Origin of the sequence: Streptomyces flavotricini, assembly GCF_020639365.1 — a bacterium.
GTDB classification, from domain to species: domain Bacteria; phylum Actinomycetota; class Actinomycetes; order Streptomycetales; family Streptomycetaceae; genus Streptomyces; species Streptomyces flavotricini.
On record NZ_JAINUL010000001.1, the window covers coordinates 2,889,537 to 2,902,079 of the forward strand.

The following is a 12,543-nucleotide window of genomic DNA, read 5'->3' on the forward strand; positions in this document are numbered from 1 at the left end:
GGGCGTACTCATCGCGTACTCATCGAGTGCTCATCGCAATCTCGACCTACTTCCAACTCGCGAGGTACCTGACCGCACGGGGTATCCGTGCCGTACTACTTCTTACGGTGTCGCCTCGGCCACGACGGCCACGGCTTTGCTCAGTCCGGTCGTGTCGAGTGCTCCCGGGGACCGAAGGGCCCGGGGGAACGCTCTGCGACGGACCGCCTTGTCCAGACAGACCACGGCAGGGTGCACATAGGCGCCCCGGCCGGGCAGCGTACCGCGTGGATCGGGGACGCATTCGTCCCCGACCGCCACGATGCGCAGCAGATCGCTCTTGGCCGCTCGCTCCCGACACCCCACACAGGTGCGTTCGGGGCATGCGCGGGCTTGCGTCCGGCCAGACACGCCTAAGTCTACCTCCCCGCACCGACCTCACCCCTTCGGGCGAAAAATCGAACGGATGTTGTCGAGATCTGCTGTCTTGATCCTGTCTACCGGCCGGACAGCTCCGACCGGTACGGATTTATTCCCCGCCCCGGGCCCGGTCGGCGTCGGGGGACACCTCGGTGTCGGGGCGGATGTCGATGCGCCAGCCGGTGAGCCGCGCGGCGAGGCGGGCGTTCTGGCCCTCCTTGCCGATGGCCAGCGACAGCTGGTAGTCGGGCACGGTCACCCGGGCGGAGCGCGAGTCCCAGTCGACGACCTCGACCCTGCTCACCCGGGCGGGTGACAGCGCGTTCGCGACCATCTCCGCCGGGTCGTCCGACCAGTCGACGATGTCGATCTTCTCACCGTGCAGCTCGGCCATGACGTTGCGCACACGGGCGCCCATCGGGCCGATGCAGGCGCCCTTGGGGTTGAGCCCCGAGCGGGTGGACCGTACGGCGATCTTGGTGCGGTGGCCGGCCTCGCGGGCGATCGCCGAGATCTCGACGCTGCCGTCCGCGATCTCCGGGACCTCCAGCGCGAAGAGCTTCTTCACCAGGTTGGGGTGGGTGCGCGACAGGGTCACGGACGGACCGCGGACACCCTTCGCCACCCGTACGACGTACGCCTTGAGGCGGAGGCCGTGCGTGTACTCCTCACCGGGGACCTGCTCCTGCACCGGCAGGATGGCCTCCAGCTTGCCGATGTCGACGAGGACGTTCTTGGGGTCCTTGCCCTGCTGGACGACGCCGGTGATGACGTCGCCCTCGCGGCCGGCGAACTCGCCGAAGGTCAGGTCGTCCTCGGCGTCGCGCAGACGCTGCAGGATCACCTGCTTGGCGGTCGTCGCGGCGATCCGGCCGAAGTCCGACGGGGTGTCGTCGAACTCCTTGGCCTCCTGCCCCTCCTCCAGGTCCCGCGGGTCCTCCGTCGCCCACACGACGACGTGGCCGTTGGTGCGGTCGAGCACCACGCGCGCCCGCCGGAAGCTTCCGTCGGTGCGGTGGTACGCGATGAGGAGGGCCGACTCGATCGCCTCGACGAGCAGGTCGAAGGAGATCTCCTTCTCCCGGACCAGACCCCGCAGGGCACTCATGTCGATGTCCACGGCTACGCCTCCTCTTCCTTCTTGTCCTTGCGGTTGAACTCGATCTCGACCCGCGCCTTGGCGATGTCGGAAAAAGCAATGCGGCGGGCGGTGGCCTTGCGGCCCTTCACGCCCGGGACCTCCAGGTCCATTCCCTCGTCGTCCACGTCGAGGATGCGGGCGATCAGTTCCCCGCCCTCGGCGAGCTGGAACTTCACGAGGCGGTCGATCGCCCGTACGTAGTGACGGTGCTCGGTCAGCGGGCGGTCGGCGCCCGGCGAGCTCACCTCGAGGACGTACTCGTCCTCGCCCATCACGTCGGATTCGTCGAGCTTGTCGGAGACCTCACGGCTCAGCTCGGCACACGCGTCCAGTTCCACGCCCTCGTCGGAGTCCACGATGATGCGCAGCATCCGGCGCTTGCCGGCCTTGGACATCTCGATGTCCTCGAGATCCAGGCCCTTGGCGGCGACGAGCGGCTCCAGCAATCCGCGCAGCCTGTCGCTCTGGGTGGTGCTCATCCGGGTGACTCCTCGGCCGCGTGTGCTGTTGTGTTTACGTCGCGTGTCAGGTCAAAGGGTATCCGGTCGCGGAGGGTGTTGCCGTCCGTCGTGGAGACGGAGCCCCGGGTACGGTGATCACACCCTGCCCCGCCACCACTTTCGAGGACGTCTCCGTGCCCTGGACTCCGCCTTCGCGGCCCTCTCGCAGGAGCCTGCTCGCCGGCGCCGCCGGCGTGGCCGGCGCCGCGCTGCTCACCGGGTGCTCCGACGGAGGCGGCTCGCCGGACACCGGTGGCGGTGTTCCACTCGAACGGCGGATGCGCGAGACGGCCGTTCGGGAGAGCGAACGGCTGCTGGAACGTTACGACGCCACGGCCGCCGCCCATCCGGCCCTGGCCGCGCGCCTCGCCCCGCTGCGCTCCGCGGTCGCCGCGCACGCGGGGGCGCTCGCCTCCGCGGACGCCGCGACGGGCAGGACCCCGGGCTCCGCCCCGCCGTCCGCGTCGCCCTCGTCCGCCGCGGCCGGCGCCCCCGTGCCGAGCGCCGATCCCGTGCCGCCGAAGCCCGAGGAGGCCCTGACCGCCCTCGCGGACGCCGAGCGGAGCCTCGCCGAGGCGCGGACCGTCACCCTCGCCGGGGCGCCCGGGGAGCTGGCCCGGCTGCTGGCCTCGGTGGCCGCCTGCGGCGCCGTCCACGCCTACCTGCTGACCTCGCCCCAGGGAGACAAGCCGTGACCCCCGAACCCTCCTCCGCGAGCCGCGCCCTGGAGGCGGCGCAGGCCGCGCTCGCCGCCGAGCACGCGGCCGCCTACGGCTACGGGGTCATCGGCGCCCGGGCCGCCGCCGGCCGGTCGGCCGAGGCCCGCGAGGCGTACGGCGGCCACCTCTCGCGCCGGGACGCGCTCGCCCGGACGGTGCGCGAGATGGGCGGTGCGCCGCGGCCCGCGGAGGCGGCGTACGCGCTGCCCTTCGAGGTGCGCACCCCGGCCGACGCCGAGCGGCTGGCCGCCGAGATCGAGGACCGGGTGGCGGGCGCGTACTCCGATCTGGTGCGGGCGGCGGATGGCCGGCTGCGCCGCGAGGCGGCCGACGCGCTGAGCGCCGCGGCCCTCCGCGCGGCACGCTGGCGCGGGGTCGGCGTAGCCTTCCCTGGGCTCACTGAACGCGGAGAACGAGCCCGGACCAGCTGAAAGGGATCACGCACGCATGGCTTTCGAACCGCCGCAGCGGCTCGTACGGGCGCTCGGCGAGACGCCGGATTCGGCGCAGAACGCGGACTGGCTGGGGCAGTTGCCCCGGCTCGCCGAGGAGGCGCCGGCCCGGCGTGGGGTGCGGGTCCAGCGGGTGCAGGCCCCCGGCGGCCGGAGCAGTCTGGTCCTCCTCGTCCACTACGCCGACGGGACGCCGGCCGCGCTGAAGCTGGCTCCCCCGCAGGCCCGGCCCGACCGGGAGCTGGCCGCGCTGGCGCACTGGGGCGGTTTCGGTGCCGTACGGGTCCTCGACACCCGGCACCACGAGGAGGACGGGGCGCTGCTGCTGGAGCGGCTCCACCCGGAGGTCTCACTGCGCTCCCTCCCGGAGGCGAAGGCCCTGCTGGAGGCGTGCGGGACGCTGCGCAGGCTGTGGGTGACCCCGCCGGCCCGGCACCCGTTCGAGACGGTGGCCGAGCGTACGGCGCAGCAGGCGGAGCTCCTGCGCAAGGCTCCGCCGGAGGCCGGGGCGCTGGCCTCCTCGGCGCTCGCGGTCCGGGAGGAGCTGACCGCGCTGCCCGGTGAGGAGCTGCTGCTGCACGGGAACTTCCGGCAGGGCAAGGTACTGGCGGGCGAGCGCGCGCCGTGGCTGGCGGTGGGGCCCGATCCGCTGGTCGGGGACCGTGCGTACGACCTGGCGCGGCTGGTCCGGGACCGGCTGGAGGACCAGGTCGCCTCTTCTGCGGGGGCGGCGGGGGCCCGGCGCCGGGTGAACAAGCTGGCCGACTCCCTGGAGGTGGACCGGGACCGGCTGCGGGGCTGGACGCTGTTCCGCGCGGTGGAGTCCGGCAACCGGGCACTGGCCGCGGGGCGGCGCCGGGAGGCGGAGCTGCTGCTGGAATTCGCGACCTGGTTGTAGGGCATACCGTAGATACGGGGTGCCTCGTGGATTGCGGTCGGCGCCCCGCAGGAGGCCGTCATGCTCCAGGAACTGCTGACAGCGGGACTCGCGGCGGCCGCGGGAATCGCGGTGTACTCGGGTGTGGCCGCACGCGTGGTGCGGCAGTACGAGCGGGGCTTGGTCTTCCGCTTCGGCCGCCTGCGGCAAGGGGTCCGGGGGCCCGGCTTCACCATGATCCTCCCGTTCGTCGACCGCATGCGGAAGGTGAACATGCAGATCGTGACGCTGCCGGTGCCCGCGCAGGAGGGCATCACGCGGGACAACGTCACGGTGCGGGTGGACGCGGTCGTCTACTTCAAGGTCGTGGACCCGGCGAACGCGATCATCGAGGTCGAGGACTACCGCTTCGCGGTCTCGCAGATGGCGCAGACCTCACTGCGCTCGATCATCGGAAAATCGGACCTGGACGATCTGCTGTCCAACCGGGAGCAGCTGAACCAGGGGCTGGAGCTGATGATCGACAGCCCGGCGGTGGGCTGGGGCGTGCAGATCGACCGGGTCGAGATCAAGGACGTCTCGCTGCCGGAGACGATGAAGCGGTCGATGGCGCGGCAGGCGGAGGCGGACCGCGAACGGCGGGCGCGCGTCATCAACGCGGATGCCGAACTGCAGGCTTCGAAGAAGCTGGCCGAGGCGGCGGCGGTCATGTCGGAGCAGCCGGCGGCGCTGCAGTTGCGGCTGCTGCAGACAGTGGTGGCGGTGGCCGCGGAGAAGAACTCCACGCTGGTCCTGCCGTTCCCGGTGGAACTCCTGCGCTTCCTTGAGCGCGCGGCCCCGACCCCGGCGCCGGGCGGGGCGGAGCCGGCCGCGGCCCCCGCGCCGCCCCCGCCCCCGCCCCCGGTCACCGGTGAGCTCGACGTGGATGCCGCCCGGGTGCGTGCCCAGGGCCTTGTGGACCTCGAAGAAGCCCTTGACCTCGTCGAGCACGTCGTCGACCCCGCCCCCGCCCCCGGTCACCGGTCCGGACCCGGGCCCCGAACCCGGCCCGGGCCCCGGCCCCGGCGAGCCGGAAGCGGACTGACCGCGGGCCGGGCGACGGGAGGCGGATCAGGCCGCCGTCAGGCGGGCGAGGGCGTCCGCCAGGGGGAGTTCCTCGCGCGTGCCCGTGGCGCGGTGCTGGAGTTCGACCACCTCGTCGGCGGAGCGGCGGCCCGCCACCAGGATCCACGGGACGCCGATCAGTTCCGCGTCCGTGAGCTTCACGCCCGGGGACAGGCCCGGGCGGTCGTCCAGCAGGACCCGCAGCCCGGCCCCCGCGAGGGCCTCGGCCGCCCGCTCCGCCAGCGCGAGCGGTACGGCCTTGCCCGCCGCCACGACGTGGACGTCGGCCGGGGCCACCGCCGCCGGCCAGGCCAGCCCCCGTTCGTCCGCGGTCTGTTCGGCCAGTGCGGCCACCGCCCGCGAGACGCCGATGCCGTACGAACCCATGGTGACCCGCACCGGCTTGCCCTCCCGGCCGAGCACGTCGAGCCCGAAGGCGTCCGCGTACTTGCGGCCCAGCTGGAAGATGTGCCCGATCTCGATCGCGCGGTCCAGCCGGAGCCCGGCGCCGCAGCGCGGGCAGGGGTCGCCCGGCTCGACGACGACCACGTCGAGGTACTGGTCCACCTCGAAGTCCCGCCCGCAGACCACGTTCCGGGCGTGCGTGTCGGCGCGGTTGGCGCCCGTCACCCACGAAGTGCCGGGCGCCACGCGGGGGTCGGCGAGGTAGCGGACCTTGCCGAGACCCTGCGGGCCCACGTAGCCGCGTACCAGGTCGGGGCGGTCGGTGAAGTCCTCGGCGGTCACCAACTCCACGACGGCGGGGGCCAGATGCTCCCCGAGCTTGCCGAGGTCCACCTCCCGGTCACCGGGTACGCCCACGGCCGTGATCTCGCCGTCGACCTTCACCAGGAGGTTCTTCAGCGTCGCCGAAGCGGGCACGCCGAGGTGCGCGGCGAGGGTCTCGATCGTCGGGGTGTCGGGGGTGTCCACCTCCTCGATGGCGGGGTGTTCGGCGTCCACCGGGGCCAGCGCGAAGGTCACGGCCTCCGTGTTCGCCGCGTAGTCGCAGGACGGGCAGTCGACGAAGGTGTCCTCGCCGGCCGGCGCGGGCGCCAGGAACTCCTCCGACGCCGAGCCGCCCATCGCGCCCGACACCGCGGACACGATGCGGTGGTCCAGGCCGAGGCGTTCGAAGATGCGCTGGTAGGCGGCCCGGTGGAGGGCGTACGACTCGGCGAGGCCCTCGTCGCTCACGTCGAAGGAGTACGAGTCCTTCATCTGGAACTCGCGGCCGCGCAGCACGCCGGACCGCGGCCGGGCCTCGTCGCGGTACTTGGTCTGGATCTGGTACAGCATGACCGGCAGGTCCTTGTAGGACGTGCACTGGTCCTTCACCACGAGGGTGAAGATCTCCTCGTGGGTGGGGCCGAGCAGGTAGTCCGCGCCCTTGCGGTCCTTGAGCCGGAAGAGCAGGTCCCCGTACTCCGACCAGCGTCCGCTGACCTCGTACGGCTCCTTCGGCAGCAGCCCCGGGAGCAGCACCTCCTGGGCGCCGATCGCGTCCATCTCCTCGCGGACGATGCGGGAGACGTTGTCGAGGACCTTCTTGCCGAGCGGCAGCCAGGTCCACACGCCGGCGGAACTGCGGCGGACGTATCCGGCGCGGACGAGGAGCCGGTGGCTGAGGGTCTCGGCGTCGGCCGGGTCCTCGCGGAGGGTCTTGGCCATGAGGCGGGACATGCGCTGCACGTGTTGCGATGACATGTCGGGAGGCTACCGGGGGTGCCCGGCGCCCCGGAAACCGTTTCAGGGCCGGCGCAGTGGCAGCGGGGCGCCCATCACGGCGTACGGGAGGCTGGCACTCGGGAAGTGCACCTGGCGGGCCAGGTCCGTGTAGCCGAGGGCCCGGTAGAGTCCGCGGGCCGGGCTCTCGGTATCGATGGCGGAGAGGATGGAGCGGGGCTCCTCAGCGGCGTCGGTGAGCCGGGTGATGAGGGTGCGGCCGACGCCGCGGCCCTGGAAGCCGGGGTGGACGTGCAGCTCGGTGATCACGAAGGAGTGGTCGAGCCATCCGTCGACGCCTTCGGACCGCAGGTACGGCTCGACGACGGAGGACCACCAGTACGCCCGGTCGTTCGGCATCCCGTACACGAACCCGGCGAGGGCGCCGTCCTCGGTGAACGCGCCGAGGGCGCGGGCTCCGCGGCAGGTCATGTGGCGCTGCACGATGTAGCGCCGGATGCCGACCTCCTCGGGGCTGAGTCCGAAGGCCACGGCCTGCACGCGCAGGGCCTCGTCCACGCGGTCGGCGAGGTCGAGGGGAGCGATGCGGAGTCCGGCGGGCCGGTCGGGGCCGTCGCCCTCGGGGGTAGGCAGCATGCCGCGACCTTACTGGGCGTCCGGCGCCGGCGTCCGTACGGCCCCCGCACCCGCGCGGGGCCGGTGAGGCCTCCCGGGGGCGGGCCGTGCGTGCGGCGCGTTCAGAACAGCACGCTCATGAACGCGCCCACCTCGCGGAAGCCGACGCGGCGGTAGGCGGCGCGGGCCGCCGTGTTGAAGTCGTTGACGTAGAGACTGACCACGGGAGCGACGTCGCGCAGCGCGAAGTCGACGACCGCGGCCATCCCGGTCTCGGAGTGCCCGCGGCCGCGGAACTCGGGATCGACCCACACGCCCTGGATCTGGCAGGCACGGGCGGTCGCGGCGCCGATCTCCGCCTTGAAGACGACCTTGCCGTCCTCGACGCGGGCGAAGGAGCGTCCGGTGCCGACGAGCTCCGCGACCCGGGCCTGGTAGAGCAGCCCGCCGTCGCCCGCCATCGGCGAGACGCCGACCTCCTCGGTGAACATGGCCACGCACGCCGGCATGATCACGTCCATCTCGTCCTTGCGGATCCGGCGCACGAGCGGATCGGGACGCACCTCGGCGGACGACTGCTCGGTGACCATGAGCGGCTGGTGGGAGCGGACGTCGCGGGCTGGTCCCCAGCTGGGCTCCAGGAGCCGCCACAGCAGCCGGGTGGCCTCGGCGGGGCCGACGATGGAGGAGCAGCGGCGGCCGGTGCGGCGGGCCCGGTCGGCGAAGGCCCGGACGGCGTCCGTGTCGGCGCAGACGGGGACCAGGTTGGCGCCGGCGTAGCACAGGGAGCGCAGCCGGCCGTCGGTGTAGTAGCCCCACATCTCGCCGCCCAGGCGCCACGGGTCGAGACCGGCGACCTGGACCCGGGAGGTGACGAAGGCGTTCGCGACCGGCTCGCGTCCGAGGACTTCGAGGGCGGCGTCGAGATCACTGGGCTCAAGGACCCGGGTGGTGGTCTGCGTCAACACTGGGGCCTCACCATACAAGTCTGCTGATCTCCGCACTGTACCCGCCGTCACCGGAGGATGCCTGGTCCCACGGGTCACGAAAAAGCCCCGGCCCCCGCCCGCGAGCTGCGGGAACGGGGCCGGGGCCGATGCGTGCGGGGTGCCGGGCGCAGGGCCCGGGCGACCGCCGTGCTCAGACGCCGATGGCGACGGTGGGCTCGCCGGAGGCGACGCCGTCCTTCTCCATCTGCTCGGCGATCTTCATCGCCTCTTCGATGAGGGTCTCCACGATCTTCGACTCGGGAACGGTCTTGATGACCTCGCCCTTCACGAAGATCTGGCCCTTGCCGTTGCCGGAGGCGACGCCGAGGTCGGCCTCGCGGGCCTCGCCCGGGCCGTTCACGACGCAGCCCATGACCGCGACGCGCAGCGGGACCTCCATGCCCGTGAGGCCCGCCGTGACCTCCTCGGCCAGCTTGTACACGTCCACCTGGGCGCGGCCGCAGGACGGGCAGGAGACGATCTCCAGGCGGCGCGGCTTGAGGTTCAGCGACTCCAGGATCTGGATGCCGACCTTGATCTCCTCCACCGGCGGGGCCGAGAGGGAGACGCGGATCGTGTCGCCGATGCCCTCGGAGAGCAGCGCGCCGAAGGCCACGGCGGACTTGATGGTGCCCTGGAAGGCCGGGCCGGCCTCGGTGACGCCGAGGTGCAGCGGGTACTCGCACTGGGCGGCGAGCTGGCGGTAGGCGTTGACCATGACGACCGGGTCGTTGTGCTTGACCGAGATCTTGATGTCGCTGAAGCCGTGCTCCTCGAAGAGGGAGGCCTCCCACAGCGCGGACTCGACGAGCGCCTCGGGGGTGGCCTTGCCGTACTTCTTGAGCAGTCGCGCGTCGAGGGAGCCGGCGTTGACGCCGATCCGGATCGGGGTGCCCGCGTCCTTGGCGGCCCGCGCGATCTCCTTGACCTTGTCGTCGAACTGCTTGATGTTGCCCGGGTTCACGCGGACGGCGGCGCAGCCGGCGTCGATCGCGGCGAACACGTACTTGGGCTGGAAGTGGATGTCGGCGATGACCGGGATCTGCGACTTCTTCGCGATCACGGCGAGCGCGTCGGCGTCGTCCTGCGTCGGGCAGGCCACGCGCACGATGTCGCAGCCGGAGGCGGTCAGCTCTGCGATCTGCTGGAGCGTGGCGCCGATGTCGGAGGTCCTGGTGGTCGTCATCGACTGCACCGAGATCTGTGAGTCGCCGCCGACGGCCACCGAGCCGACCTGGATCTTGCGGCTGACCCTGCGGTCGGCAAGCTTCGTCGGCACGGCCGGCATTCCGAGTGAGATGGCAGTCATCTGCTGTGCAACCCCAAGGTGTGGATCAAGGTCCCGAGATCGGCGGGCTCCAGGCTTCGAGATTACGCCAATCACGGGGACGCTCACGCATCCGAGGGGCCGGAACACCCGAACGTAGGGAGCCGGGCACGAAGCGTGCCCGGCTCCCCCACGGCTCCTGTACGTCCCGTACGGGTGCGGGCGTACTAGGTGATCTTGATCGGGTTCACCACGTCGGCCACGAGCACGAGCAGCGTGAAGCAGACGAAGACTCCGGCCACCACGTAAGCGGCCGGCATCAGCTTCGCCACGTCGAACGGGCCGGGGTCGGGGCGCCGGAACACGCGCGCCACGGTGCGCCGGACGGACTCCCACAGGGCGCCCGCGATGTGCCCTCCGTCCAGCGGCAGCAGCGGGAGCATGTTGAACAGGAACAGCGAGAGGTTGAAGAACCCGACGAGCTGGAGGAAGAACACCAGCCGCTGCTCGGCCGGGATGTCCAGGGTGGCGATCTCGCCGCTGATCCGGGCCGCGCCGACGATGCCCATCGGGGAGTCGGGCTCGCGCTCGGCCCCGCCGAAGGCCGCGTTCCACAGCGCCGGGATCTTGGCGGGCAGCTTGAGCAGCCCCTGGACGCTGTTGTCGACGACCTCGCCCATGTGGTCCACGGACTGGCCGAAGGACAGCGGGGCGATCTCGCTCTTCGGGGTGAAGCCGAGCCAGCCGGCCGTCACGTACTCGCCCTTGACGTACCCGCCGTGGCCGTCGGTCTTGGCGACCTTGTTCTCGATCAGGTTGACGGGGAGGGTCTGCTGCTGCCCGCCGCGCACGACCGTGACGGTGGCGGGACCGACGGTGTCGCGGATCTGCTTCTGCAGGGCGGCCCAGTCGGTCAGCTTGTGGCCGTTGAACGCCACGATCCGGTCACCCGCCTGCAGCCCGGCGGCCTTGGCCGGGGCGACCGGGTCGCCCGCCTTGCAGACCTCGCGCTTCTCGCTCTGCTGGATGACGCACGGCGAGACGTTCGCGACCTGCGTGGTCGTCTGGCTGATGCCGAAGCTCATCCAGACGCCGAAGAAGATCGCCAGCGCCAGCACCAGGTTCATGAACGGGCCCGCGAACATCACGATCACGCGCTTCCACGGCCTGCGCGTGTAGAACAGCCGCGTCTCGTCGCCGGGTTGGAGCTCCTCGTACGCCGCCGAGCGCGCGTCCTCGATCATCGAGCGGAACGGCGAGGTCGACCGGGCGGTCACCTTGCCGTCCTCGCCGGGCGGGAACATCCCGATCATGCGGATGTAGCCGCCCATCGGGATGGCCTTGATCCCGTACTCGGTCTCGCCCTTGTTCCGCGACCAGATGGTCGGGCCGAAACCGACCATGTACTGGGGCACGCGGATGCCGAAGAGCTTGGCCGTGGAGAGATGGCCGAGCTCGTGCCACGCGATGGAGACGAGCAGACCGAATACGAAGATGAGTATTCCGACCACCGTCATGAGTGCTGTCATGCGCGCGCCTCCACGGCGGCCCGGGCCGCCATCTCCTGTGCCCGGGCCCTGGCCCAGGTCTCCGCTTCGAGGACGTCCGCGACCGTCAGGGAAGTTCCCGCGTCCGGCGTCCCGTGCTCATCGACCACGGCAGAGACCGTATCCATGATTGCTGTGAACGGCAGCCGACCGGCCAGGAACGCCTCGACGCACTCCTCGTTCGCCGCATTGAACACGGCGGGGGCGGTGGAGCCCAGGGTGCCCACGTGCCGGGCCAGGCCGACCGAGGGGAAGGCCTCGGTGTCCAGCGGGAAGAACTCCCAGGTCGAAGCCTTGGTCCAGTCGAACGCGGGGGCCGCGTCCGGGACGCGCTCGGGCCAGCCGAGGCCGATCGCGATGGGTCCGCGCATGTCCGGCGGGGTGGCCTGGGCGAGCGTGGAGCCGTCGGAGAACTCCACCATCGAGTGGACGTAGGACTGCGGATGGACCACGACCTCGATGCGGTCGAAGGGGATGTCGTAGAGCAGGTGCGCCTCGATGACCTCCAGCCCCTTGTTGACCAGCGTCGCAGAGTTGATGGTGATCACCGGGCCCATGGCCCAGGTGGGGTGCGCGAGGGCGTCCTTGACGGTGACTCCGGCCAGCTCGGCGCGGGTACGGCCGCGGAAGGGGCCGCCGGAGGCGGTGACCACGAGCTTGCGCACGTCGGCCCGGGTGCCGGCGGCGAGGGCCTGGAAGAGGGCCGCGTGCTCGGAATCGACCGGGATGATCTGGCCGGGCTTCGCGAGGGCCTTGACCAGCGGGCCGCCGACGATCAGCGACTCCTTGTTGGCGAGGGCCAGGGTCCGGCCGGCCCGCAGCGCGGCGAGGGTGGGCGCGAGGCCGATGGAACCGGTGATGCCGTTGAGGACGGTGTGGCACTCGGACGCGGCGAGATCGGTCGCCGCGTCGGGCCCGGCCAGGATCTCGGGCAGCGGCTCCGAAGCGCCGTACTGGGCGTTCAGGGCCTCCTTCAGGGCCGGTACGACGTCTTCGCGGGCGACGGCCACGGTGTTCACCCGCAGCTGCCGGGCCTGCTCGGCCAGCAGCCCGACGCGCCCGCCGGCGGCGGACAGGGCGGTCACCCGGAACCGGTCCGGGTTGCGCAGGGCGAGGTCGATGGCCTGGGTCCCGATGGACCCGGTGGATCCGAGGATGACGATGTCCCGCCGGCCGGCCGCGGGGTCGAAGAGGAGGTGCGGATCGGCAAGGGGGGCTGGGCGGTCGCTCATGCCCCCATTGTTGCC

Annotated in this window: 12 protein-coding genes and 2 pseudogenes; 4 read left to right on the forward strand and 10 right to left on the reverse strand. The window is 71.9% G+C overall.

Features of this window, described 5'->3' with window-relative positions; genetic code table 11:
• Positions 1 to 102: 102 nt before the first annotated feature.
• From K7B10_RS12725 to rimP, 3 genes are all read right to left on the reverse strand, one after another.
• Positions 103 to 390, reverse strand: a complete 288-nt coding sequence (locus K7B10_RS12725; protein WP_229336201.1) for a YlxR family protein — start codon at positions 388 to 390, stop codon at positions 103 to 105.
• 118 nt (positions 391 to 508) lie between these two features.
• Entirely contained in the window at positions 509 to 1,519 is a 1,011-nt protein-coding gene (gene nusA, locus K7B10_RS12730) for a transcription termination factor NusA (protein WP_229336202.1), read from the reverse strand.
• 2 nt (positions 1,520 to 1,521) lie between these two features.
• Positions 1,522 to 2,019: a ribosome maturation factor RimP gene (rimP, locus tag K7B10_RS12735; protein WP_030859760.1), complete on the reverse strand. Its 498-nt coding sequence runs from the start codon at positions 2,017 to 2,019 to the stop codon at positions 1,522 to 1,524.
• A gap of 113 nt (positions 2,020 to 2,132) precedes the next feature.
• Between rimP and K7B10_RS12740 the strand changes: the two genes are divergently transcribed.
• The 4 genes and pseudogenes from K7B10_RS12740 to K7B10_RS12755 form a co-directional block, all read left to right on the forward strand.
• On the forward strand, positions 2,133 to 2,735 hold the full coding sequence (locus K7B10_RS12740; protein ID WP_229336203.1) for a hypothetical protein: 603 nt from the start codon (positions 2,133 to 2,135) through the stop codon (positions 2,733 to 2,735).
• Positions 2,732 to 3,190, forward strand: coding sequence for a ferritin-like domain-containing protein (locus K7B10_RS12745; protein WP_229336204.1), 459 nt, complete (start codon positions 2,732 to 2,734; stop codon positions 3,188 to 3,190). Before K7B10_RS12740 ends, K7B10_RS12745 begins: the two co-directional genes overlap by 4 nt.
• A 16-nt stretch (positions 3,191 to 3,206) precedes the next feature.
• Positions 3,207 to 4,109, forward strand: coding sequence for an aminoglycoside phosphotransferase family protein (locus K7B10_RS12750; RefSeq protein WP_229336205.1), 903 nt, complete (start codon positions 3,207 to 3,209; stop codon positions 4,107 to 4,109).
• A 60-nt stretch (positions 4,110 to 4,169) separates the two neighbouring features.
• A pseudogene (locus tag K7B10_RS12755) lies at positions 4,170 to 4,971 on the forward strand (slipin family protein); the annotation flags it as partial.
• A gap of 20 nt (positions 4,972 to 4,991) precedes the next feature.
• Here K7B10_RS12755 and K7B10_RS12760 read toward each other — a convergent pair.
• The 7 genes and pseudogenes from K7B10_RS12760 to dxr form a co-directional block, all read right to left on the reverse strand.
• Positions 4,992 to 5,084, reverse strand: a pseudogene (locus tag K7B10_RS12760) (3-deoxy-7-phosphoheptulonate synthase); the annotation flags it as partial.
• A 114-nt stretch (positions 5,085 to 5,198) separates the two neighbouring features.
• On the reverse strand, positions 5,199 to 6,899 hold the full coding sequence (locus K7B10_RS12765; RefSeq protein ID WP_229336206.1) for a proline--tRNA ligase: 1,701 nt from the start codon (positions 6,897 to 6,899) through the stop codon (positions 5,199 to 5,201).
• A gap of 42 nt (positions 6,900 to 6,941) precedes the next feature.
• Complete coding sequence (locus tag K7B10_RS12770; RefSeq protein WP_229336207.1) at positions 6,942 to 7,514, reverse strand: GNAT family N-acetyltransferase; 573 nt, start codon at positions 7,512 to 7,514, stop codon at positions 6,942 to 6,944.
• Between the two features lie 101 nt (positions 7,515 to 7,615).
• The gene (locus K7B10_RS12775) at positions 7,616 to 8,461 is read right to left on the reverse strand and encodes a GNAT family N-acetyltransferase (protein ID WP_229336208.1); all 846 of its coding nucleotides are present in this window, start codon (positions 8,459 to 8,461) and stop codon (positions 7,616 to 7,618) included.
• Positions 8,462 to 8,633: 172 nt separating this feature from the next.
• The gene (gene ispG / locus K7B10_RS12780) at positions 8,634 to 9,791 is read right to left on the reverse strand and encodes a flavodoxin-dependent (E)-4-hydroxy-3-methylbut-2-enyl-diphosphate synthase (RefSeq protein ID WP_229336209.1); all 1,158 of its coding nucleotides are present in this window, start codon (positions 9,789 to 9,791) and stop codon (positions 8,634 to 8,636) included.
• 185 nt (positions 9,792 to 9,976) lie between these two features.
• Positions 9,977 to 11,278, reverse strand: coding sequence for a M50 family metallopeptidase (locus K7B10_RS12785; protein ID WP_229336210.1), 1,302 nt, complete (start codon positions 11,276 to 11,278; stop codon positions 9,977 to 9,979).
• Positions 11,275 to 12,528, reverse strand: coding sequence for a 1-deoxy-D-xylulose-5-phosphate reductoisomerase (gene dxr, locus K7B10_RS12790; RefSeq protein WP_229336211.1), 1,254 nt, complete (start codon positions 12,526 to 12,528; stop codon positions 11,275 to 11,277). The genes K7B10_RS12785 and dxr overlap by 4 nt, the downstream gene beginning before the upstream one ends.
• Positions 12,529 to 12,543 lie beyond the last annotated feature (15 nt).

Excerpts from the sequence above, each read along its gene's own strand:
- rimP (WP_030859760.1), bottom strand. The coding sequence starts at position 2,019 with ATGAGCACCACCCAGAGCGACAGGCTGCGCGGATTGCTGGAGCCGCTC.
- K7B10_RS12750 (WP_229336205.1), top strand. The coding sequence starts at position 3,207 with ATGGCTTTCGAACCGCCGCAGCGGCTCGTACGGGCGCTCGGCGAGACG.
- K7B10_RS12765 (WP_229336206.1), bottom strand. The coding sequence starts at position 6,899 with ATGTCATCGCAACACGTGCAGCGCATGTCCCGCCTCATGGCCAAGACC.
- K7B10_RS12770 (WP_229336207.1), bottom strand. The coding sequence starts at position 7,514 with ATGCTGCCTACCCCCGAGGGCGACGGCCCCGACCGGCCCGCCGGACTC.
- ispG (WP_229336209.1), bottom strand. The coding sequence starts at position 9,791 with ATGACTGCCATCTCACTCGGAATGCCGGCCGTGCCGACGAAGCTTGCC.
- K7B10_RS12785 (WP_229336210.1), bottom strand. The coding sequence starts at position 11,278 with ATGACAGCACTCATGACGGTGGTCGGAATACTCATCTTCGTATTCGGT.
- dxr (WP_229336211.1), bottom strand. The coding sequence starts at position 12,528 with ATGAGCGACCGCCCAGCCCCCCTTGCCGATCCGCACCTCCTCTTCGAC.